We start from the raw sequence: 22823 nt of genomic DNA, 5'->3' as shown, positions 1-22823 counted from the left end.
TTCGCGTTTAAAAGAATCAATGGATACAGACCATGACTGAAGTTGCCCTGGATACCGCAACCCCACACGCACCGTCTGTCATCCGGCTGTTGCTCGACAAACTCGGCGTGACCTACCGCGAGGTCGCCGAGCACCCTGGGCTGAAAGCCGCCTCGCGGGTGCAGGCGGTGCTGCTCGACGACGAGATCGGCGCACTGATGGTGCTGTTCCCGCACAGCCAGCTGCTGGACCTCAAGCGCCTCGAAGAGCTGACCGGCCGCAAACTGACCGCCGTGCCACTGGCGCGCCTCAAACAGATGCTCGACAAGCATCACCTCAAGACCCTGCCCGCCATCCCGGCGCTGACCAGCTCGCCGTGCCAGTACGAGAAGAGCCTGCTGGACAACGAAACCCTGCTGATCCAGTCCGGTGAAGCTGGGCTGCTCCTGGAAATCGGCCGCACCGCCTTCAAGAAGATGCTGGCCAAGGCCAGCGCCAGCACCTTCGGCCAGCCGATCAGCGATATTCGCCTGAGTTTCGAGCAGTTGGACGGCCCACCCAAGGAAGTCATTCGCGCGGTCCAGGCCTTCACCGCCCGGCGCATCCAGCAACGCCTGGAGCAGACCATCGAAATCCCGCCGCTGGCCGACACCGCGCAGAAGATCATCAAGTTGCGTGTCGACCCCAATGCCAGCATCGACGACATCACCGGCGTAGTCGAAACCGATCCGGCCCTGGCCGCGCAGGTGGTCAGCTGGGCGGCATCGCCCTACTACGCCTCGCCCGGCAAGATCCGCTCGGTGGAAGACGCCATCGTGCGCGTGCTGGGCTTTGACCTGGTGATCAACCTGGCGCTGGGCCTGGCCCTGGGCAAGACCCTGAGCCTGCCCAAGGACCACCCGCAGCAGGCCACGCCGTACTGGCAGCAGTCGATCTACACCGCCGCGATAATCGAGGGCCTGACCCGCGCCATGCCGCGCGCCGAACGCCCGGAGGCCGGCCTGACCTACCTGGCCGGCCTGCTGCACAACTTCGGCTACCTGCTGCTGGCCCACGTCTTTCCACCGCACTTCTCGCTGATCTGCCGACACCTTGAGGTCAACCCGCACCTGTGCCACAGCTATGTGGAGCAGCACCTGCTGGGTATCAGCCGCGAACAGATCGGCGCCTGGCTGATGAAGCTGTGGGACATGCCGGACGAACTGTCCACGGCCCTGCGCTTCCAGCACGACCCGGCGTACGACGGTGATTATGCGGCGTTCCCCAACCTGGTGTGCCTGGCGACGCGCCTGCTGCGCGCCCGGGGGATCGGCTCCGGGCCGCAGGACGAGATTCCGGACGCCCTGCTCGAGCGCCTGGGGCTGACCCGGGACAAGGCCGAAGAGGTGGTGAACAAGGTGCTGGAGGCCGAGGCGCTGCTGCGCGAGCTGGCGTCGCAGTTCCACGCGCCGCATTCGCATTAAGGCCCAGCCCTTACAAGGTATTGATAATTGGCGTCCGACTTGGACTTGCCGGGGCTGCTTTGCAGCCCTTTCGCGACACAAGGCCGCGCCTACAGGCGACCGTGCCCTCCTGTAGGAGCGGCCTTGTGTCGCGAAAGGGTCGCAAAGCGACCCCGGCAATCTTGCATTGGAGCAGTCATATCCCTGTAGAAGCGGCCCATTCGCTGCACAAGGCCGCGCCTACAGAGAAGCCCTGCACCTGAAATTTCAGGTCTTCTTCTTCGGCTTCAGGTACTTCATCAAGCCCTGGAACCAGATCACCAGCGCCGGATTGCCTTTGATCTGGATGCTCTTGTCCTGAACCCCCTGCATGAACGCCAACTGCTTGTTACCGGCCTGCAGCGTGGCGAACCCGTAAGCGGCGTCCTTGAAGGCGATGGCGAAAGCCGGCTGCGGGTGCAGGCCACCCTGGCTGGTGATGCGCAAGTCCTTGACGATGAAGTGCCGGGCCACCTTGCCGTCGAGGGTCTGCATCTGGAACACCAGGTCCTTGTCCTGCAACTGCTGCTGGAACGCCGGGTTGTTGCGGCTGGCCTTGGCCATCAGCAAGCCCATGGCCCAGAGAAGAAAGCGAAACTTCATCAACACGCCTCGAATGAAAAGTGACTGAGTCGCGCAGTTTATCCGTTTCTCGCCCTGTTTATGCAAGTTCGCCGCATTTGCTTACCAGAAACGCAACGGGCGCCTTAAGGCGCCCGTCTCGATGGCTTGTCGATCACTTTTTCTTGGCAGGCTTGGCCGGTGCGTTGACACTGTCACGCAGGTTCTTGCCCGGCTTGAAGGCGACGGTGTTGCTGGCCTTGATCTTCACCGGCTCGCCGGTCTGCGGGTTCTTGCCGGTGCGGGCGCCACGGTGGCGTTTTTCGAAGGTGCCGAAACCAACCAGGGTGACGGTGTCCTTGTCGAGCGCGCCGGTGATGCTGTCGAGAATCGCGTTGAGGACAATATTGGCCTTTTCCTTGGTCAGATCGGCCTTTTCGGCGATGACAGCGGCGAGTTCTGGTTTACGCATAGTGAAGCCTCTTTGACGGGATTTCTTGTTGTTATGCCGTGCTGCCGAATCGAGCAGCGCTCAAGGCACCGCAGGCTCTAGCCTGCGGTAGACGTCAGTGAGGATGGCACGCCGGCCAGGGCCGCGCCAGTATCTGGGCGGCCATTGTCGCGGCAAGAACAGGATAATTCCGACAGAACGCCCGCTATTTACGCCATGAGGGCGGGTAACTGCCGATTCAAAGCCAGTTTTTCCATGACCGCGCCGCCGGTCAGGGCATAGCCCAGCAACTGCCCATCCGCGCCGTGGCAGAGCACTTTGAGGTCGGCGCCGCTACCTTCGACCACCCAGGTACCCTCATGGCCGACAGGCGGTGGCGAGACTACCAAGGGACAAGCCGGGGTCTTCACCGTGATCGGCATCGGCCCGTAGCTGACCGTGGTCGGATTGCCAGCCAGGGTCTGGGCCAAGGCGCGGGCGCAGGTCATCAAGGGCATCACGTACAGCAGGTTGATGCCGTCGACCTCGGCGCAGTCGCCCAGGGCGAAGATATTGGCGTGGGAAGTGCGCAACTGGCGGTCGACCATCACGCCACGGTTGACCTGCAAGCCCGCCGCCGCCGCCAGGTCGGTGCGTGGACGCAAGCCGATGGCCGACACCACCAAGTCGCAGGGGATCACGCTGCCATCGGACAGGTGCGCCTCGAGCGCCTCCCCTGCACGTAGCAGGCGGGTCAGCACCGGACCAAGGTGAAAGCGCACGCCCAGCCCTTCCAGGCCAGCCTGTACCGCGGCGGCGGCAGCCGGGTGCAGCAGGGTCGGCATGACCTGCTCGCACGGCGCCACCACCTCGCAGTGCAGGCCGCCCTGGCTGAGGTCATTGGCGAACTCGCAGCCGATCAGGCCGGCGCCGAGGATCAGCACCCGCTGCTTGCCTGCCGCCGCGGCGCGAAAGCGCGCGTAATCTTCAAGATCATTGATCGGGAAGATCAGCTCGCCCGCATCGCCTTCGACCGGCACCTGCACGGTCTGCGCCCCCCAGGCCAGCACCAGATCACGGTAGTCGACCGCTTCCTCGCCAATCCACAGGCGCTTGTGGCCGGGGTCGATACCGCTGATGCGGGTGTGGGTGCGGATCTCGGCCTTGAGCTGCTCGGCCATGGCGCCTGGCTCGGCCATGCACAGGCCGTCGGCGTCCTTGTGCTTGGCGAAGCCGGTGGAGAGCATGGGCTTGGAGTAGGAACGACCGTCGTCGGCGGTGATCAGCAGCAGCGGCGTGTCGCCGTCGAGCTTGCGAAACTCGCGCGCCAGGTTGTAGCCGGCCAGGCCGGTGCCAATGATCACCACAGGGGACGTCATGTCGTGCATTCCTTATTCAGAACTTGAGGGTTCGATCAGCCGATGGCGATCATTTCGAAGTCGCTCTTGCCCACGCCGCAGTCGGGGCACAGCCAATCTTCCGGCACATCTTCCCAGCGGGTGCCGGGGGCGATGCCGTCATCCGGCCAGCCTTGGGCTTCGTCGTAGATCAGGCCGCAGACAATACATTGCCACTTCTTCATTCGATGCTGTTCCTTGGTCAGGCTCGGGGGTGCGTTGCCGCTGATGGTGGGCGCGGGACAACCCGCTGCAAGACCATCGCGCAATCTTTGGTGGGCTTTTTTACTGGCCCTGCTGGCAGGATGCAAGCCACAAGGGCAAACATGCTAAGCTCGCCGCCTCTCTGGCCTGTATCAAGCATACCGACGTGCCGTACGAAACCCCGCAAGCAGCCGCTGTCGCGTGGCTGCCGTATCCACAGCTGGCGAGCGCGCTCGACCAGCCGACTTTGGACTGGCTGTTCGACGAAGGCTCCCTGACCCGCCGCCTGACCCGCCTCTCCCACGACCACTTCAGCGTCACGCCCCTGTTCGAGGGCTGGCAGGCGCTGCGCGACGACGAATGCGCCGCCCTGGGCCTGGCGCCCGGTGCACAAGGCTGGGTGCGCGAGGTGTACCTGCGTGGCCATGGCCAGCCGTGGGTGTTCGCCCGCAGCGTGGCCGGGCGCAGCGTCCTGGAGCGCGGTGGCCTCGACCTGGAAACCCTGGGCAGTCGCTCGCTCGGTGAGCTGCTGTTCTGCGATCAGGCGTTCGTCCGCCATCCCATCGAAGCCTGCCGTTATCCACAGGCCTGGCTCCCCGCCGAGGCCGCCCAGGCCGGGCTCTGGGGCCGGCGCTCACGCTTCGAGCGCGCCGGCCTCGACCTGCTGGTGGCCGAGATCTTCCTGCCGACCCTGTGGGCTGCGGCCCAGGAGGCGAACCGCTGATGTACCTGAACCTGCTCAAGTCGCTCAATCGCCTGCACCCCAGGGCCTGGGACTTCATCCAGCTCAGCCGCATGGACCGCCCCATCGGTATCTACCTGCTGCTGTGGCCTACCTTGGTCGCGGTGTGGATCGCCGGCAACGGCGGGCCGAGCCTGAAGAACGTGCTGATCTTCGCCCTCGGCGTGGTACTGATGCGCGCCGCAGGCTGCTGCATCAACGATTTCGCCGACCGCAAGGTCGATGGCCACGTCAAGCGCACCGCCGACCGGCCACTGGCCAGCGGCCGGGTCAAGCCGCGTGAGGCCCTGGCATTGTTCGCGGTGCTGGTGGCGGTGAGCTTCCTGCTGGTGCTGTGCACCAACGCCAGCACCGTCTGGCTGTCGTTCGGCGCGGTGGCCCTGGCGTTCTGCTACCCGTTCATGAAGCGCTACACCTACTACCCACAGGTGGTGCTGGGCGCAGCCTACTCTTGGGGCATCCCCATGGCCTTCACCGCTGCTGGCGGCGAGCTGCCGGCCAGTGCCTGGCTGCTGTACCTGGCCAACCTGCTGTGGACGGTGGGCTACGACACCTATTACGCCATGGTCGACCGTGACGACGACCTGAAGATCGGGGTGAAATCCACCGCGATCCTGTTCGGCGAGGCCGACCGGGTGATCATCCTGACCCTGCAGCTGCTGTCGCTGGGCTGCCTGTTGCTGGCCGGCAACCGTTTCGAGCTGGGCGGCTGGTTCCACCTGGGGCTGCTGGCGGCGGCGGCATGCTTTGCCTGGGAGTACTGGTCCACGCGCAACCTGGACCGCGATTCGTGCTTCAAGGCGTTCCTGCACAACCATTGGGCGGGGATGCTGATCTTCATCGGGGTGGTATTGGACTACGCCTTGCGCTGACGCCGCCGGCCTCGTTCGCCGGCAAGCCGGCCCCTACAGGGTGACGTTGCAGGAGCCGGCTTGCCGGCGAACAGGGCATCACAGGCTCAGGGCTTGGCGATATGCCAGACGTCCTTCATGCCATCGCCGGTGGTATCCCCAGCCTTCTTGTCCTTGACGAAGGTGTACAGCGGCTTGCCATCGTAGGCCCACTGCATCGAGCCGTCGTCGCGGGTGACGTGGCTCCACTTGTCCTTCGGCGCCTCGTCGTCCTTCTTGACCATCAGCGGCGGCCAATTCTTGGCACATTCGCCGCTGCACATGGACTTGCCGCCAGCATCCTTGTCGAAGGTGTACAGGGTCATGCCGTCGTGATCGACCCACATGCCGTCCTTCTCCATGGCGTGATGAGCCGACGCCACCCCCGGCACTGCCAGCGCAGCGCAAAGGGCCATCCAGCTCAGCGTATGTCGTGTCATTGGAATCACCATCGTTTCGGGGGTTGAAGAAGTGTTGCCCGCCGCCGTGGCGGCCCCTAGAAGCCTAGTCCAGTCACGCAATGTCGCCAGAACCGCCCATGAGCTGTCACACAGCTGCAATAATTCCGTTATCTAATGCGGGCCAAGACATCGTTCCTGGGAGAGGTAATTGAGCATGGTTGGCAGAAACATTCTGATCGTCGACGACGAAGCGCCTATCCGCGAGATGATCGCCGTTGCATTGGAAATGGCCGGCTATGACTGCCTCGAGGCGGAGAACTCGCAGCAGGCCCACGCCATCATCGTCGACCGCAAGCCGGACCTGATCCTGCTCGACTGGATGCTGCCGGGCACCTCGGGCATCGAACTGGCCCGGCGCCTCAAGCGCGACGAGCTGACCGGCGACATCCCGATCATCATGCTCACCGCCAAGGGCGAAGAGGACAACAAGATCCAGGGCCTGGAAGTCGGCGCCGACGACTACATCACCAAGCCGTTCTCGCCCCGCGAACTGGTCGCGCGCCTCAAGGCCGTGCTGCGCCGCACCGGCCCGAGCGACAGCGAGGCACCCATCGAGGTGGGCGGCCTGCTGCTCGACCCGATCAGCCATCGCGTGACCATCGACGGCAAGCCCGCCGAGATGGGCCCCACCGAATACCGCCTGTTGCAGTTCTTCATGACCCACCAGGAGCGTGCCTACACCCGCGGCCAGCTGCTCGACCAGGTCTGGGGCGGCAACGTCTACGTCGAGGAGCGCACTGTCGACGTGCACATCCGGCGCCTGCGCAAGGCACTGGGTGAAGCCTACGAAAATCTGGTACAAACCGTCCGCGGCACCGGCTATCGCTTCTCGACCAAAAGCTGAGCGAAGCCCCTGGCACCCGCTGTACAAGGACTGTCAATTGAACCAGAACTGGCACGCGACCCTGATTCGCCACATGTTGCTGCTGATCACCGCCTGCCTGATCGGCGGCCTGGTCAGCGGCTATTACGGCTGGTGCCTGGCCATCGGCCTGGCGCTCTACCTGGCCTGGACGCTCAAGCAACTGCTGCGCCTGCACGATTGGCTGCGCAACCACCAACCCGACGAAGCACCACCCGACGGCTACGGCTTGTGGGGCGAGGTGTTCGACAGCATCTACCACCTGCAACGCCGCGACCAACGCGTGCGCGGCCGCCTGCAGGCGGTGATCGACCGGGTCCAGGAGTCCACCGCCGCGCTGCGCGACGCGGTGATCATGCTCGACAGCGACGGCAACCTTGAATGGTGGAACCGCGCCGCCGAGACCCTACTGGGCTTCAAGACCCCGCAGGACGGTGGCCAACCGGTGACCAACCTGGTCCGCCACCCCCGGTTCAAGGAGTACTTCGAGTCGCAGAACTACGCCGAGCCGCTGGAAATCCCCTCGCCGATCAACGATCGCCTGCGCGTGCAACTGCACCTCACCCGCTATGGCAACAACGAACACCTGATGCTGGTGCGCGATGTCACCCGCATCCACCAGCTCGAGCAGATGCGCAAGGACTTCGTCGCCAACGTCTCCCACGAGCTGCGCACGCCGCTGACGGTGATCACCGGTTACCTGGAGACCCTGCTGGACAATGTCGAGGAGGTGAACCCACGCTGGAGCCGCGCCCTGCAGCAAATGAACCAGCAAGGCGCGCGCATGCAGACCCTGCTCAACGACCTGCTGCTGCTGGCCAAGCTCGAAGCCACCGACTACCCGTCGGACAACCAGCCGGTGCTGGTCGATACCTTGCTCGGCGCCATCAAGAACGACGCCCAGGCGCTGTCCGGCCCGCGCAACCAGCGCATCACCCTGGAAGCGACCCCCGGCATTCGTCTCAAAGGCAGTGAGTCGGAACTGCGCAGCGCCTTCTCCAACCTGGTGTTCAACGCGGTCAAGTACACCCAGGACCAAGGCAATATCCGCATCCGCTGGTGGGCCGACGAACAGGGCGCGCACCTGAGCGTGCAGGACTCGGGGGTGGGCATCGACGCCAAGCACCTGCCACGCCTGACCGAGCGGTTCTACCGAGTCGACTCCAGCCGCGCCTCCAACACCGGTGGCACCGGGCTTGGCCTGGCGATCGTCAAGCACGTGCTGATGCGCCACCGCGGCCGCCTGGAAATCAGCAGCGTGCCGGGGCATGGCAGCACCTTCACCTGTCACTTCGCGCCAGCGCAATTGGTCACGAACCGGGGATGAACGTTGGCGGGCGTGCCCCGCGACAGGACGCCTCCCCTTTGCTTTTGCGCCTCCAACCGCTACATTGGATCCCCCGTGCCAGCCATCGCTGGCACTTTTTTTCTCCCATTCTCAAAGACGGCCCCCGTAAAAACCCCATCATGGACCCTTCCCCTGGTATCAGCCTCACCTCGTTGTTCGCCGATTTCGGCATGATTCTCTTCGCCTTGTTCCTGGTGCTGCTCAACGGCTTCTTCGTTGCCGCCGAGTTCGCCATGGTCAAGCTGCGCGCCACCCGCGTCGAGTCCATCGCCGAGCTGCATGGCTGGCGCGGCAGCATCCTGCGCAAGGTGCACAACCAACTCGATGCCTATCTCTCGGCCTGCCAGCTGGGTATCACCCTGGCCTCGCTGGGCCTGGGCTGGGTCGGCGAACCGGCGTTCGCCCACCTGCTCGAGCCGCTGCTGGCCTATGTCGGCGTCGACACCCCCGAGCTGATCAAGGCGATCTCGTTCTTCGTCGCCTTCTTCGTGATCTCCTACCTGCATATCGTGGTCGGCGAGCTGGCGCCCAAGTCGTGGGCAATCCGCAAGCCCGAGCTGCTGTCGCTGTGGACCGCCGTGCCGCTGTACCTGTTCTACTGGGCGATGTACCCGGCCATCTACCTGCTCAACGCCAGCGCCAACACCATCCTGCGCATCGCCGGGCAAGGCGAGCCGGGCCCGCACCACGAGCACCACTACAGCCGCGAGGAGCTCAAGCTGATCCTGCACTCCAGCCGCGGCCAGGACCCGAGCGACCAGGGCATGCGCGTGCTGGCCTCGGCGGTGGAGATGGGCGAGCTGGAGGTGGTCGACTGGGCCAACTCGCGCGAGGACATGGTCAGCATCGATGCCCGCGCGCCGCTCAAGGAGATCCTCGCGCTGCTGCGCCGGCACAAGTTCAGCCGCTACCCGGTGTACGACGCCGAGCGCGAGGAGTTCACCGGCCTGCTGCACATCAAGGACCTGCTGCTGGAGTTGGCCGAGCTGGATCACCTGCCCGAGACCATCGACCTCGAAGACCTCGCGCGCCCGCTTGAGCGCGTTTCCCGGCACATGCCGCTGTCCCAGCTGCTGGAGCAGTTCCGCAAGGGCGGCGCACACTTCGTGCTGGTCGAGGAAGCCGACGGCAAGGTGATCGGCTACCTGACCATGGAAGACGTGCTGGAAGTGCTGGTCGGCGATATCCAGGACGAGCACCGCAAGACCGAGCGCGGCATCCTCGCCTACCAGCCGGGCAAGCTGCTGGTGCGTGGCGACACGCCGCTGTTCAAGGTCGAGCGCCTGCTGGGCGTGGACCTGGACCATATCGAGGCGGAAACCCTGGCCGGGCTGGTCTATGAGACGCTCAAGCGGGTGCCTGAGGAAGAGGAAGTGCTGGAGGTCGAAGGCCTGCGCATCATCATCAAGAAGATGAAAGGGCCGAAGATCGTGCTGGCCAAGGTGCTCAAGCTGGATTGAGTCCCTTCTTCAGACTGGCGTAGCGCTTGCTCTGGCTAGCGCTCCCACAGCGACAGAGTGCTTAGGGGTTGCCTGCGGTAAAGTCCGGCAACCCGCCAATCGGTCGGTCGAACTGATACGGTATCGACTCCAGCGCCAAGCCCACGTTGCGCTGCACCACGAAATGCAGGTGCGGCCCACTGCTGTTGCCGGTATTGCCCGACTTGGCCAACGCCTGCCCCTGGGCGACGCGCTGCCCCTCGCCCACCACCACCGAACCGCGCATCAGGTGCAGGTACACGCCCATGGTGCCGTCTGGGTGCAGGATCCTGACGAAATTGCCCGACGGGTTGGTGCCACGCCCGCTCTGGTTGTTCTCGATCTTCACCACCACCCCGCCGCGGGCGGCAATGATCGGCGTGCCTTCGGGCATGGCGATGTCCATGGCGTAGCGGCCCTTGGGCCCGAAATGGCTGAAACGGCCATTGGGCCCTTGGCTCAGGCGGAACGGCCCGCCCTTCCACGGAAACGGGTAGCGGTAGCCCTGCGGGCGCTGGCCCGGATCGCCCATGGCGTAGCGGAACTTGGTGGCGTACCTGAGCCGCCCGCCCTGGCGGGCCTGCACCACGCTGAGCACCTGGGTCGAGCGCGGCGGCACCAGGCGCCGGACGATGCGTGGCGCATTACCGCCCTGGGCGTTGGCAAGGCGCTCGACCCGCAGCTCCACTTCCATTGCCACGAACAGCTCGTTGCGTGCGACAAAGCGCACGCCACTGGCCAGGACTTCGGTCTTCAGGCGCACCTGGCCGTCAAGGCGCTCGACCATCGGCTCGCGGAACACGAAGGCCCTGGCACCCGGGCTGGGGCGGTCGGAATAGGAGACCACGCCAAAGGTATCGGTGGTCTTGTAGATGGTCATGCCCAGGCTCGACGCCGAGGCCGTGAGCAAGGCACAGAACAGCAGCAGGCGGACGGGCGGCATGATGGTGGCTTTTTGACAGGTATGGTCTGTCGAAGCCTAGCAGCCCGAATAAAGACAAGTTGTGACAGCTGGTCGGAAGTTTTTAGAGCCTGCTGTAGGAGCGGCTTCAGCCGCGATGCAGACAACGCGGTCTGGCACCCGCTTCGCGGGTGATCGCGGCTAAAGCCGCTCCTACAGAGTGTGCAGCCAGGCGATCAGGCGCCTGGGGTGAAGTGCTTCTGCGCGGTGCCCCGGGCGATCAGCCGCGATAGGTAGTCGAGCTTCTGCGCATCCTGGTCGACGAACTTGAAGGTCAGTTGCAGCCAGTCGCTCTCAGGCTTGGGCTCCAGCGCCGCGATGGCGTGCAGGTAGCCGTTCAGCCGCGCGGTCTCGGCGTTCTCGCCCTGCTCCAGGTCCAGTACCGCACCTTCGAGCACCTGTGGCAGGTTGGCGCTGCGGCGCACCACCAGCAGCGCCTCCTTGAGGCTCAGGGCCTTGATCACGCACGGCTGGGTGCCGCTGGCCAGGCGCAACTGGCCTTGGCCACGGCCGCTCTGCGCCGAAGCGGCGGCGCTCTTGGGCGTCGGCGCGTTGATCAGCGGCTTGGCCGCCGGCGCTGCTGCCACGGCCGGCGCGGCGACCTTGGCCGCTTCCGGGCGACCGCCGGTCAGGGCGCTCAGCGAGTCGTTGGCGAACGCCGAGTTGACCCGCGCCGGCGCGCTGGCCATCAGGCTGTCGAGCTTGCCGATCTTGGTCAGCGACTTCTTCACCTTGGTCAACAGCTGCTCGTTGGTGAACGGCTTGCCGACGAAATCGGAAACACCGGCCTGGATGGCCTGGATCACGTTTTCCTTGTCACCACGGCTGGTCACCATGATGAACTGCATGGTCTTCATCTCTTCCTGCTGGCGGCACCAGGTCAGCAGTTCGAGGCCGGACATCTCCGGCATTTCCCAGTCGCACAGGACCAGGTCGAAACGTTCCTTGCTCAGCATGGCCATGGCCTTGCGGCCGTTGACCGCGTCCTCGATCACCATGCCCGGGAAGGCATTTCGCAGGCACTTCCTCACCAGATCGCGGATGAACGGCGCGTCATCCACAACCAGTACATTGACTTTACTCATCGATACTCCTCTTGAATCCCGACTAGCATACCGCCGACTGATGGCCATTTGCCAAACCACTGGTCACGCCGGGACTTCTCACACGGTTCGCGGGTGCCTGCTGGTGCTCGACCGCAAACGAAAACGCCCGGCGAGTGCCGGGCGTTCATGCTCGGGAGCAACCTTATTTATCGTCCGGTTCAGCCGGAACATTAGCGATTTCGCCGTCATCGAACGCTTCGCCCTGCACCTCGGCCTTCATGCGCTTGAGGCCCATGTGGCGCACGTCGGTGCCGCGCACCAGGTAGATCACCAGTTCCGAGATGTTGCGCGCGTGGTCGCCGATGCGCTCCAGCGAACGCAGGGCCCAGATCACGCTGAGCACGCGGGAGATCGAGCGCGGATCTTCCATCATGTAGGTGACCAGTTCGCGCAGCGCGGTCTTGTACTCGCGGTCGATGGTCTTGTCGTACTGGGCCACCGACAGCGCCAGGTCGGCGTCGAAGCGGGCGAAGGCGTCCAGCGCGTCGCGGACCATGTTGCGTACCTGGTCGCCGATGTGGCGCACCTCGACGTAGCCGCGTGGCGACTCGCCTTCCTCGCACAGCTGGATGGCGCGGCGGGCGATCTTGGTCGACTCGTCGCCAATGCGCTCGAGGTCGATCACCGACTTGGAGATGCTGATGATCAGGCGCAGGTCGGAGGCCGCCGGCTGGCGACGAGCGAGGATGCGCACGCACTCCTCGTCGATATTGCGCTCCATCTGGTTGATCTGTTCGTCGACCTCGCGCACCTGCTGGGCCAGGCCCGAGTCGGCCTCGATCAGCGCGGTGACGGCGTCGTTCACCTGTTTCTCGACCAGGCCGCCCATGGCCAGGAGGTGGCTGCGCACCTCTTCGAGCTCGGCGTTGAACTGCTGGGAGATGTGGTGGGTAAGGCTTTCTTTGTTGATCATCGTTTCGCTCCGCGAAGCAGCTGCAGGCTTCAAGTCGTTCGTGTCGTTCCCTGGCGTTCCTACCTTGTCGGTCTTAGCCGTAGCGACCGGTGATGTAGTCTTCGGTCTGCTTCTTCGCCGGGTTGGTGAACAGGGTGTCGGTATCACCGAATTCGACCAGTTTGCCCATGTACATGAACGCGGTGTAGTCCGAAACGCGGGCCGCCTGTTGCATGTTGTGGGTCACGATGACGATGGTGTACTTGGATTTCAATTCGTAGATCAGTTCTTCGACCTTCAGCGTCGAGATCGGGTCCAGCGCCGAGCACGGTTCGTCGAGCAGCAGCACTTCCGGCTCCACGGCAATGGTCCGGGCGATCACCAGACGCTGCTGCTGGCCGCCGGACAGGCCCAGGGCCGAGTCGTGCAGGCGATCCTTCACTTCATCCCACAGCGCGGCGCCCTTGAGCGCCCATTCCACGGCCTCGTCGAGCACGCGCTTCTTGTTGATGCCCTGGATGCGCAGGCCGTAGACCACGTTCTCGTAGATGGTCTTGGGGAACGGGTTGGGCTTCTGGAACACCATGCCCACGCGGCGGCGCAGCTCGGCCACGTCCTCGCCCTTGCGGTAGATGTTGTTGCCGTACAGGTTGATGGCGCCCTCGACGCGGCAACCGTCGACCAGGTCGTTCATGCGGTTGAAGGTGCGCAGCAGCGTCGACTTGCCGCAGCCGGACGGGCCGATGAAGGCGGTCACGCGCTGCTTGGGAATGTTCATGCTGACGTCGAACAGCGCTTGCTTGTCGCCGTAGAACAGGGACAGGCCGGGAACTTCGATGGCCACGGTCTCTTCGGCCAGGCGCAGGCTCTGCTTGTCGCGGCCCAGGGCCGACATGTCGATGCCGTGGGCGTGGGATTCATGCTGCATGGTCAACTCCATACGCTATCAATTCGTTTCAAAGGGCCGCCCGTTGTTCGGGCGGCACGCTTGCAATCAGGATCAGTGGTCCAGGGCCTTGTACTTCTCGCGCAGGTGGTTACGGATCCACACCGCCGAGAGGTTGAGGGTGGCGATCACCAGCACCAGCAGCAGCGCGGTGGCATACACCAGCGGCCGCGCGGCCTCGACGTTGGGGCTCTGGAAGCCGACGTCATAGATGTGGAAGCCCAGGTGCATGATCTTCTGGTCCAGGTGCAGGTACGGGTAGTTGCCATCCAGCGGCAACGACGGCGCCAGCTTGACCACGCCCACCAGCATCAACGGCGCCACTTCGCCGGCAGCACGGGCCACGGCGAGGATCATGCCGGTCATCATGGCCGGGCTGGCCATCGGCAGGACGATCTTCCACAGGGTCTCGGCCTTGGTCGCGCCCAGGGCCAGCGAGCCCTCGCGCACGGTACGCGGGATGCGCGCCAGGCCTTCCTCGGTGGCCACGATCACCACCGGCACCGCCAGCAGCGCCAGGGTCAGCGAGGCCCACAGCAGGCCGGGGGTGCCCAGGGTCGGCGCCGGCAGCGACTCGGGGAAGAACAGCCGGTCGATCGAGCCGCCCAGCACGTAGACGAAGAAGCCCAGGCCGAACACGCCGTAGACGATCGCCGGTACACCGGCCAGGTTGTTCACCGCGATGCGAATCAGCCGGGTCACCGGGCCCTGCTTGGCGTATTCGCGCAGGTACACCGCGGCCAGCACGCCGAACGGGGTAACGATCACGGCCATGATCAGGGTCATCATCACGGTGCCGAAGATGGCCGGGAAGATCCCGCCTTCGGTGTTGGCCTCACGCGGGTCGTCGCTGAGGAACTCCCACACCTTGGCGAAGTAGGCGCCCATCTTGGTCATGCCGGACATGGCGTTCGGCTGGATCGCGTGGACCACCTTGCTCAGGTTGATCTCCACTTCGCGGCCATTGCCGTCGCGGGCCACCAGGCTGTCGCGGGCGAAGGCCTGGTGCAGGCCGGTCAGGCGCTCTTCGATGGCCTTGTAGCGGTTGTTCAGCTCGGCGCGTTCGGCATCCATGTCGGCCTGGGCGGCGGCATCCAGCTTGCCATCCAGCTCCAGCTTGCGGCTGTGCAGGCGCAGGCGTTCGAGGCCATGGTTGATGGCGCCGATGTCCTTCTTCTCCAGTTTCACCAGCTGGTCGTTGAGCTCGCTGGCGCGCTTGAGACGGGCCTGCAGCTCGTTCCAGGCCTCGGGGCCCTGGGCGACCACGCGGCCTTCTTCCTTGACGCTGACCAGGTAGCCGTAGAAGTTGCCCCACTCGCGGCGTTCCAGGGCGATCAGGTCGGCCGGCTTTTGCTGGTCCACCAGCCAATCGCCGACCAGCCAGGTGAAGTCGCTGCCGTTGAGGTCGCGGTTGCCGATCTTGACCAGCTCACGGGTCATGAACTCCGGGCCCTGGTCGGGCACCGGCAAACCGGCGCCCTTGAGGCGTTCACGGGGTACTTCTTCTTTCTGGACCACTTCACCGATGATCACATGGTCGGCCTGGCCCGGCACCTTGTAGGTGGCCTGAATCAGGTCGGCCGGCCAGAAGTGGCCCAGGCCGCGCACGGCGATCACGGCCAGCAGGCCGACGGTCATGATCACCGCCATGGCGACCGCGCCACCGCTGATCCAGACGCCTGGGGCGCCGCTCTTGAACCAGCCTTTGAGGGAATCCTTTTTCACGGATCTCTACCTTTCTATCAAAGCGACGAGTATTTCTTGCGCAGGCGCTGGCGAATCAGCTCGGCCAAGGTGTTCATCACGAAGGTGAACATCAGCAGCACGAGGGCGGCGAGGAACAGCACACGATAGTGGCTGCCGCCGACTTCCGATTCAGGCATTTCCACGGCCACGTTGGCGGCCAGGGTGCGCATGCCCTCGAACAGGTTCAGTTCCATCACCGGGGTGTTGCCGGTGGCCATGAGCACGATCATGGTCTCGCCCACCGCGCGGCCCATGCCGATCATCAGCGCCGAGAAGATACCCGGGCTGGCGGTGAGGATGACCACGCGGGTCAGGGTCTGCCACGGCGTCGCGCCCAGGGCCAGGGAGCCCAGGGTCAGGCTGCGCGGCACGCTGAACACGGCGTCTTCGGCGATGGAGTAGATGTTCGGGATGACCGCGAAGCCCATGGCGATACCGACCACCAGGGCGTTGCGCTGGTCGTAGGTGATGCCGAGGTCGTTGGTGATCCACAGGCGCATGTCGCCGCCGAAGAACCAGCTCTCGAGGAACGGGCTCATGGACAGGGCGAACCAGCCGATCGCGAGAATGACCGGGATCAGGATCGCCGCTTCCCAGCCATCCGGGATGCGCAGGCGGATCGACTCCGGCAGGCGGCTCCAGGCGAAACCGGCGACCAGGATGCCGATCGGCAGGATCAGCAACAGGCTGAACACCCCCGGCAGGTGGCCTTCGAGGTACGGCGCCAGGAACAGGCCGGCGAAGAAGCCGAGGATCACCGTCGGCATCGCTTCCATCAGCTCGATCACCGGCTTGACCTTGCGGCGCATGCCCGGGGCCATGAAGTAGGCGGTGTAGATCGCCGCGGCGATGGCCAGCGGCGCGGCCAGGATCATCGCGTAGAACGCGGCCTTGAGCGTACCGAAGGTCAGTGGCGACAGGCTCAGCTTGGGTTCGAAGTCGGTGTTCGAGGCGGTCGACTGCCAGACATACTTGGGCTCGTCGTAGTTCTCGTACCAGACCTTGCCCCACAGCGCGCTGAAGGAGATCTCAGGGTGCGGGTTGCGCAGGCTCAGGGGCAGCAGCTTGCCACCCGCTTCGATGATGACGCGGTTGGCGCGCGGCGACAGGGCGAGGACACCCGCGCCCTCAGCCACCGGCTCGACCAGCAGGGTACGGTGCGCGGTGCTGTGGAATACGCCAAGCTTGCCGTCGCTGTCCAGGGCGATGAAGCCCTTGCGGCGCTCTTCGGCGTCGATCTGCACCACCGGCGCCTTGCCCAGCTGGAAGCTGCGAATCAGCTTGAAGCGCGACTCGCCGTCCGGGTCGCGGGCCATGAACCACTGGCTCAGGCCACCCTTGGAATCGCCGAAGATCAGCGAGATGCCGCCGACCAGCTGGGCGGTCGCGGTGATTTCGGTGTCGCCGTTCTCGGACAGCTTGTAGCGCCCGTTGAGGCTCTTGTCGCGCAGGTTGAAAACATCGGCGGTGGCCCGGCCGTTGACCACGTACAGCCACTGCTGGCGCGGGTCGATGAAGATGTTCTTCACCGTCTCGGTCATCTGCGGCAGCTCGATGCGGTTCTGCTCGGTGGTGACCTCGCCGGTCATCATGTTCTCGGTACGCGCCAGCTCGATGACCTGCAGGTGCGAACCGGTGGAGCCGGCCAGCAGCAAGGTCTCGCCATTGACGTTGACGCTCACGTGCTCCAGCGCACGGCCCTGCTCGTCGAGGGTGAAGGCGTCCTGACCATAGGGGAAGTCGATGCCCGCCTCGATGGTCTTCTTGTTGTCCGGGTAGGTGATCTTGTAGGTGTGGTGGAACACGATCGCCTGGCCGTTGGACAGGCCCAGCACCACCAGCGGGCTACCCGGTTGGTCGGTACTGATCGAACTGACCTGGGCACCGGCCGGCAGCGGCAGGTCGACGCGCTTCACCTCGGCACCGGTCTTGGTGTCGAAGAACAGCGCCTGGCCCTTGTCGGAAACGCGCATGCCCACGAGGTTCTGCTCCTCGAGGGCGATCAGCAGTGGCTTGCCGGCATCCTGCTGCAGCCAGGTCGGCTCCAGGGCTTTCTTGCTGGTCAGTTCGGCGCCCTGGAACAGCGGCAGCACCACGTAGGCCAGGTAGAAGAAGATCAGCGTGATCGCCGCCAGCACGGCCAGCCCGCCCACCAGGACGTACCAGCGGGTCAGGCGATCCTTGAGGGCGCGCAGGCGGCGCTTGCGTTGCAACTCGGGCGTATTGAAGTCAATCCGCACGGGAGGAGAATTTTGGGTCATGGTGGAGTTGGCCAGATCATTCATGCGCACACCCTAGCGGTCCCGTATGACAAAAACATGACAGTGCAGTGACGCAACAAAGCCCGACGCGCAGGAGCCCTGGCCTCGGACTGACGAATTCATGGAAAGAGGCCGGCGCATTCGCTGCCGACCTCTTCCGGTTACTGCCTAATTACTTCTTTGCAACGTTGCCAGCGTGGGACAGGCCCAGGTCAGCCAGGGTCTTGTCGACCACCTTGGCAGGCAGCGGGATGTAGCCGTCCTTGACCACCACCTGCTGGCCGGCTTGCGACAGCACCAGCTTGACGAACTCGGCTTCCAGCGGGGCCAGCGGCTTGTTCGGCGCCTTGTTGACGTAGACGTACAGGAAGCGCGACAGCGGGTAGGTGCCGTTCAGGGCGTTGGCTTCGTTGTCTTCGACGAAGGCGCCGCCTTCTTTCTTGGCCAGTGGCACGGTCTTGACGCTGGCGGTCTTGTAGCCGATGCCCGAGTAGCCGATGCCGTTCAGCGAGGAGCTGATCGACTGCACGACCGAAGCCGAGCCGGGTTGTTCGTTGACGTTAGGCTTGAAGTCGCCTTTGCACAGGGCTTCTTCCTTGAAGTAGCCGTAGGTGCCCGATACCGAGTTGCGGCCGAACAGCTGCACTGGCTTGTTGGCCAGGTCGCCGGTCACGCCCACGTCGCCCCAGGTCTTCACGTCAGCCTTGCCACCGCACAGGCGGGTGGAGGAGAAGATGGCGTCGACCTGAGCCATGGTCAGGCCCTTGATCGGGTTGTCCTTGTGCACGAACACGGCCAGGGCGTCGACGGCAACCGGAATGGCGGTCGGCTTGTAGCCGTACTTCTGCTCGAAGGCCTGCAGCTCGACGTCCTTCATCTTGCGGCTCATCGGGCCCAGGTTGGCGGTGCCTTCGGTCAGCGCGGGTGGCGCGGTGGAGGAGCCGGCGGCCTGGATCTGGATGTTTACGTTCGGATATTCCTTCTTGTAGGCCTCGGCCCACAGGGTCATCAGGTTCGCGAGGGTGTCGGAACCGACGCTGGAGAGGTTGCCCGACACACCGGTAGTCTTGGTGTAGGTCGGGATGGCTGGGTCGACAGCGGCGACCGCATTGGCGGCAGCGACGCCAGCGGCGGCAAAGGTCAGGGCCGCCATCAAACGCTTCAGTTTCATGCCTTGCTCCTAGCAGGAATATCGTGGGGTTTGTGATGGAACGGGCCCAAGTATCTGCAGGCCGCATGAACACTCTATGACTCGAATATGACAATTGGATGAAAGGCCATCACCGGTAGTCGGGGATGGCCTTTTCAGGATGTTTCGGAAGGGATTACCTGCGCTTTTACGCGGAGAGTCAGGCTCTGAAGTACACCGCTCCTACAGGTCCGCGTGATTCGCTCGGCTCAGCGTTTGTTGGCGAGCAGATACAGGCCCACCAGCAGACCAACGGCACACAGGCACGCCACGTAGTAGGCCGGCGCCATCGGGCTGAACTTGAGCAGCGCGGTCACCACCATCGGCGTCAGCCCGCCAAAAATCGCGTAGGCCAGGTTGTAGGAGAACGACAACCCACTGAAACGCACCACCGGTGGGAACGCCTTGACCATTACATAGGGCACCGCACCGACGATGCCCACGCACAGGCCGGTCAGGGCATACAGCGGGAACAGCAGGTCCGGACGGGTCGCCAGGCTGTGGTAGAAGGCCCAGGACGAGGCCAGCAACGCCAGGCTGCCGACGATGAACACCCGCCCGGCGCCAAAGCGGTCGGCCAGGCTGCCGGCGCCGATGCAGCCGACGCTGAGCAGGACGATGGCCAGGCTGTTGGCCTTGAGCGAATCGGTGGGGCTGACGTGGTACAGGCTCTGCAGCAGCGCCGGGGTCATCAGGATCACCACCACGATGCCGGCCGACAGCAGCCAGGTGAGCAACATCGACAGGATGATCGCGCCACGATGGTCGCGCAGCACCGCGCGCAGCGGCAGCTCTTCGGCCAGCGCCTTGCGCGCCTGCATCTCGGCGAACACCGGGGTTTCGTGCAACCAACGGCGCAGGTAGACCGCGAAGAAGCCGAACACGCCACCCAGCAGGAAGGGGATACGCCAGGCGTAGTCCGCCACTTCATCTGGGCTGTACAGGGTGTTGATCAGCGTCGCCACCAACGAGCCGAGCAGGATGCCCGAGGTCAGCCCGGCGGTCAGGGTGCCGCAGGCGTAGCCGGTGTTGCGCGCCGGCACGTGCTCGGACACGAACACCCAGGCTCCCGGCACCTCGCCGCCGATGGCCGCGCCCTGGATCACCCGCATCAACAGCAGCAGGATCGGCGCCCACAGGCCGATCTGTGCATAAGTCGGCAGCAGGCCCATCACCAGGGTCGGCACCGCCATCAGGAAAATGCTCAGGGTGAACATCTTCTTGCGCCCGAGCAGGTCGCCGAAGTGGGCCATGACGATGCCGCCCAGCGGCCGCGCCAGGTAGCCGGCGGCGAAGATGCCGAAGGTCTGCATCAGGCGCAGCCACTCGGGCATGTCGGCCGGGAAGAACAGCTTGCCCACCACCGTGGCGAAGAACACGAAGATGATGAAGTCGTAGAACTCCAGGGCACCGCCCAGGGCGGACAGCGAGAGGGTCTTGTAGTCACTGCGGGACAGCGGCCGGGATGGCTGCTCGATACGGGTCTGCACGGAGGTCATCGCTGTTGTTTCTCTTATAGGTCTGCGGACCGCTTGGCATGCGGCTCTCGGAGGTCAGGCAGCGAAGATAGCAAATTGCCGAGCCGCGCTCATAGCGGTACAAAATCCCTACAGATATTCATGAATGCGCGGTCGTCGCTGGCTGTGCGGGTATATATACTGCCCGCTCGTAGGAAAAGGTTGCTTCTACTGAGGGATATTGTGCGAAAACGTCGGTCAGTATCGTCGGACTGTTTCGCAGAGTCTCCCTTCGGCCGCCTCCCGAAGCGAAATCAGCGTAGTATGCGTGTTGCTGAATCGTTTTTACGGCGTCCATTACTGCGCCACCAACGAAGCGTCACGGGTCAGAGGCCCCACCGCATGATTGAGCTCGAACAAGAAGATCCTATCCCGCAGGGCGACCTGGCCTTGCAGATCACCGCGCTGCCACGCGAAACCAACGGTTTCGGCGATATCTTCGGCGGCTGGCTGGTCGCCCAGATGGACCTGGCCGGTACCGCCATGGCCAGCCGCGTCGCCGGTGGCCGAGTGGCCACGGTGGCCATCGACCGCATGGCCTTCCTGGTGCCGGTGGCGGTGGGCGCGCAGCTTTCCTTCTATACCCAGACCCTGGAAATCGGCCGCAGCTCGATCCAGATGATGGTCGAGGTGTGGAGCGACGACCCACTGTCCAGCGAATGGCGCAAGGTCACCGAAGCGGTGTTCGTGTTCGTCGCCATCGACGGCAGTGGCCGTACCCGTTCGGTGCCTCGTCGCTAAGCCGAGCGAGCGGTAAACTCATTGCACGTCACCGGGTCCAACGACCCGACAGGCAATCCATGAGACGAGCGCAATGGCTAACTTCCAGGTCGACACCGAGCTACACGGCGAACTCAACTGCTGGCGCATCACCAGCGAGCACGCCGAACTACTGATCGCCCAGCAGGGCGCGCAAGTCCTCAGCTACCAGCAAATCGGCGAACCGCCGCTGCTGTGGCTGAGCGACCAGGCCATCTTCCGCCAGGGCAAGTCGGTGCGCGCCGGCGCCCCGGTGTGCTGGCCCTGGTTCGGCATCTTCGAGCGAAACCCCGACTCGGTCAAAGCCCTGTACCAAGGCGGGCAAGCACCGGCCCACGGCCTGGTGCGCGGGCGCGACTGGAAATTACTGAACATCGAGGAAAGCGGCGCCACCCTGCGCATCGAATTCGCGCTGCCCGAAGCCCTGGGCGATCTGCCGGGTTGGCCCCACGAAGTCGAGCTCAAGCTGGTGGTGGAGCTGGGCCAGCAACTGCAGCTGACCCTCACCAGCTATAACCTTGGCAATACCGATGTCACCCTGAGCCAAGCCCTGCACAGCTACTTCGCGGTAAGCGATGTACGCCAGGTGCAGGTGGAAGGCGTGGACGGGTTGGCCTATATCGAAACCCTGGCCAACTGGGAGCAGCGCAAGCAGCAGGGCAACCTGGGTTTCGCGGGCGAGACCGACCGCATCTACCTCAATACCCCCGAGCGCCTGGCCATCGTCGACCCGCACTGGAACCGACGCATCACCCTGCAGGCCGGCGGTTCACGCACCGCGGTGATCTGGAACCCCTGGACCGACCGCGCCCGCGACCTGCCGGACATGGCCGACGACGGCTGGCAGCGCATGCTGTGCATCGAGACGGCGAATGTGCTGGATGATGTGGTGGTGCTCAAGCCGGGGGCGAGCCATGCGATGAGCGTGGCGATCGGTAGCGAAGTGCTCTGAGGTTTCCGGGACCGCTACGCGGTCCTTTCGCGACACAAGGCCGCTCCCACAGGATTCGCGTGATCCCTGTGGGAGCGGCCTTGTTTCGCCATGGGCTGCAAAGCAGCCCCGGAATGCGTTACAGGTCGGCATCCGCCACCACCCTCACCTGCCCTGCCTCCAGCGCATACGCCGCATCCGCCAGGTCATTGCTGACCTTCTCCACCTTCAACAGGCCGGTCACCCACAACGGCGTGTAGATATCGTCGATCTTCAACCCTTTCGGATAACGCACCAGCACCAGCTGGTTCGGCGGCGGCGGCGGTACGTGGATGCACGCCCCTGGGTAGGGCACCAGGAAGAACAGCGTGCTGTTGCCCTTGGCATCGCTTTCCAACGGCACCGGATAGCCGCCCAGGCGAATCTGCCTGTCGTTCATCGCGGCCACGGTCTTGGTCGAATACATCACCGCGGGCAAACCCTTGCTCTGCTTCAAGCCGCCCTTGGCGGTGAAGGTACCCAGGGCTTCGGGGGAGTTGTGGTCGATCTCGGGCATCTGCTCGAGGGCCTTCTGGTCCGACTTGGGCATCAGCTCCAGCCAGTCGGTCTCGGGCAGTTCGGCATGGGCCAGGGTACTGGCCAGCAGCAGGGGAAGGAGAAAAAGCGCACGCATGCTCGGCAA

General features: G+C 64.4%; 22 protein-coding genes. 8 read left to right on the top strand and 14 right to left on the bottom strand.

The window, feature by feature from the left end; all coding sequences use genetic code 11:
* Window positions 1-32 precede the first annotated feature (32 nt).
* Window positions 33-1442 (top strand): aminoacyl-tRNA deacylase and HDOD domain-containing protein, encoded by a 1410-nt coding sequence (locus tag KSS95_RS03520; RefSeq protein ID WP_217851708.1) that lies wholly within the window; start codon window positions 33-35, stop codon window positions 1440-1442.
* A gap of 246 nt (window positions 1443-1688) precedes the next feature.
* On the opposite strand, the gene KSS95_RS03515 is transcribed toward KSS95_RS03520, so the two are convergent.
* The 4 genes from KSS95_RS03515 to KSS95_RS03500 form a co-directional block, all read right to left on the bottom strand.
* Entirely contained in the window at window positions 1689-2063 is a 375-nt protein-coding gene (locus tag KSS95_RS03515) for a helicase (protein WP_217851706.1), read from the bottom strand.
* A gap of 133 nt (window positions 2064-2196) precedes the next feature.
* Window positions 2197-2493: an HU family DNA-binding protein gene (locus KSS95_RS03510; RefSeq protein ID WP_134689177.1), complete on the bottom strand. Its 297-nt coding sequence runs from the start codon at window positions 2491-2493 to the stop codon at window positions 2197-2199.
* A 188-nt stretch (window positions 2494-2681) separates the two neighbouring features.
* A complete protein-coding gene (locus tag KSS95_RS03505) occupies window positions 2682-3830 on the bottom strand; it encodes an NAD(P)/FAD-dependent oxidoreductase (protein WP_217851704.1) in 1149 nt (382 codons plus the stop codon).
* A 35-nt stretch (window positions 3831-3865) separates the two neighbouring features.
* On the bottom strand, window positions 3866-4033 hold the full coding sequence (locus tag KSS95_RS03500; protein WP_028689962.1) for a rubredoxin: 168 nt from the start codon (window positions 4031-4033) through the stop codon (window positions 3866-3868).
* A 185-nt stretch (window positions 4034-4218) separates the two neighbouring features.
* On the opposite strand from KSS95_RS03500, the gene KSS95_RS03495 reads away from it, so the two are divergent.
* Window positions 4219-4776: a chorismate--pyruvate lyase family protein gene (locus KSS95_RS03495; protein ID WP_217851702.1), complete on the top strand. Its 558-nt coding sequence runs from the start codon at window positions 4219-4221 to the stop codon at window positions 4774-4776.
* Window positions 4776-5666, top strand: a complete 891-nt coding sequence (ubiA, locus tag KSS95_RS03490) for a 4-hydroxybenzoate octaprenyltransferase (protein ID WP_217851700.1) — start codon at window positions 4776-4778, stop codon at window positions 5664-5666. The genes KSS95_RS03495 and ubiA overlap by 1 nt, the downstream gene beginning before the upstream one ends.
* An 86-nt stretch (window positions 5667-5752) precedes the next feature.
* Here the strand turns inward: ubiA and KSS95_RS03485 are convergent, their stop codons facing one another.
* Window positions 5753-6124, bottom strand: coding sequence for a COG4315 family predicted lipoprotein (locus tag KSS95_RS03485; protein ID WP_217851698.1), 372 nt, complete (start codon window positions 6122-6124; stop codon window positions 5753-5755).
* A gap of 175 nt (window positions 6125-6299) precedes the next feature.
* On the opposite strand from KSS95_RS03485, the gene phoB reads away from it, so the two are divergent.
* From phoB to KSS95_RS03470, 3 genes are all read left to right on the top strand, one after another.
* Window positions 6300-6989, top strand: coding sequence for a phosphate regulon transcriptional regulator PhoB (gene phoB / locus KSS95_RS03480; protein ID WP_003253341.1), 690 nt, complete (start codon window positions 6300-6302; stop codon window positions 6987-6989).
* Window positions 6990-7062: 73 nt separating this feature from the next.
* Window positions 7063-8334, top strand: coding sequence for a phosphate regulon sensor histidine kinase PhoR (gene phoR / locus KSS95_RS03475; RefSeq protein WP_263974809.1), 1272 nt, complete (start codon window positions 7063-7065; stop codon window positions 8332-8334).
* 140 nt (window positions 8335-8474) lie between these two features.
* Window positions 8475-9815 (top strand): hemolysin family protein, encoded by a 1341-nt coding sequence (locus tag KSS95_RS03470; RefSeq protein WP_217851694.1) that lies wholly within the window; start codon window positions 8475-8477, stop codon window positions 9813-9815.
* A gap of 61 nt (window positions 9816-9876) precedes the next feature.
* On the opposite strand, the gene KSS95_RS03465 is transcribed toward KSS95_RS03470, so the two are convergent.
* From KSS95_RS03465 to KSS95_RS03430, 8 genes are all read right to left on the bottom strand, one after another.
* The gene (locus KSS95_RS03465) at window positions 9877-10776 is read right to left on the bottom strand and encodes a peptidoglycan DD-metalloendopeptidase family protein (protein ID WP_217851692.1); all 900 of its coding nucleotides are present in this window, start codon (window positions 10774-10776) and stop codon (window positions 9877-9879) included.
* Window positions 10777-10970: 194 nt separating this feature from the next.
* Window positions 10971-11879, bottom strand: a complete 909-nt coding sequence (locus KSS95_RS03460; RefSeq protein ID WP_134689169.1) for a response regulator — start codon at window positions 11877-11879, stop codon at window positions 10971-10973.
* A gap of 163 nt (window positions 11880-12042) precedes the next feature.
* Window positions 12043-12813: a phosphate signaling complex protein PhoU gene (gene phoU / locus KSS95_RS03455; RefSeq protein ID WP_217851690.1), complete on the bottom strand. Its 771-nt coding sequence runs from the start codon at window positions 12811-12813 to the stop codon at window positions 12043-12045.
* A 73-nt stretch (window positions 12814-12886) separates the two neighbouring features.
* Complete coding sequence (gene pstB, locus KSS95_RS03450) at window positions 12887-13720, bottom strand: phosphate ABC transporter ATP-binding protein PstB (RefSeq protein ID WP_011536433.1); 834 nt, start codon at window positions 13718-13720, stop codon at window positions 12887-12889.
* A 72-nt stretch (window positions 13721-13792) separates the two neighbouring features.
* A complete protein-coding gene (pstA, locus tag KSS95_RS03445) occupies window positions 13793-15463 on the bottom strand; it encodes a phosphate ABC transporter permease PstA (protein WP_217851688.1) in 1671 nt (556 codons plus the stop codon).
* Between the two features lie 17 nt (window positions 15464-15480).
* Window positions 15481-17769 carry an ABC transporter permease subunit gene (locus tag KSS95_RS03440; protein WP_217851686.1) on the bottom strand — a complete coding sequence of 763 codons (2289 nt, stop codon included), beginning with the start codon at window positions 17767-17769 and terminating at the stop codon, window positions 15481-15483.
* Window positions 17770-17917: 148 nt separating this feature from the next.
* Window positions 17918-18916 carry a phosphate ABC transporter substrate-binding protein PstS gene (locus KSS95_RS03435; RefSeq protein ID WP_134689165.1) on the bottom strand — a complete coding sequence of 333 codons (999 nt, stop codon included), beginning with the start codon at window positions 18914-18916 and terminating at the stop codon, window positions 17918-17920.
* 227 nt (window positions 18917-19143) lie between these two features.
* The gene (locus tag KSS95_RS03430) at window positions 19144-20433 is read right to left on the bottom strand and encodes an MFS transporter (RefSeq protein ID WP_217851684.1); all 1290 of its coding nucleotides are present in this window, start codon (window positions 20431-20433) and stop codon (window positions 19144-19146) included.
* A 360-nt stretch (window positions 20434-20793) separates the two neighbouring features.
* On the opposite strand from KSS95_RS03430, the gene KSS95_RS03425 reads away from it, so the two are divergent.
* Window positions 20794-21192: an acyl-CoA thioesterase gene (locus KSS95_RS03425; protein ID WP_003253317.1), complete on the top strand. Its 399-nt coding sequence runs from the start codon at window positions 20794-20796 to the stop codon at window positions 21190-21192.
* 73 nt (window positions 21193-21265) lie between these two features.
* Window positions 21266-22162, top strand: coding sequence for a D-hexose-6-phosphate mutarotase (locus KSS95_RS03420; RefSeq protein ID WP_217851683.1), 897 nt, complete (start codon window positions 21266-21268; stop codon window positions 22160-22162).
* Window positions 22163-22280: 118 nt separating this feature from the next.
* Here KSS95_RS03420 and KSS95_RS03415 read toward each other — a convergent pair whose 3' ends face one another.
* On the bottom strand, window positions 22281-22814 hold the full coding sequence (locus tag KSS95_RS03415; RefSeq protein WP_217851681.1) for a DUF3299 domain-containing protein: 534 nt from the start codon (window positions 22812-22814) through the stop codon (window positions 22281-22283).
* Between the last annotated feature and the right edge of the window lie 9 nt (window positions 22815-22823).

This window comes from Pseudomonas muyukensis (assembly GCF_019139535.1).
In the GTDB taxonomy this organism is placed as follows: domain Bacteria; phylum Pseudomonadota; class Gammaproteobacteria; order Pseudomonadales; family Pseudomonadaceae; genus Aquipseudomonas; species Aquipseudomonas muyukensis.
The sequence above is the reverse complement of the archived record's forward strand: the minus strand, read 5'-3'. Positions and strand labels throughout refer to the sequence as shown.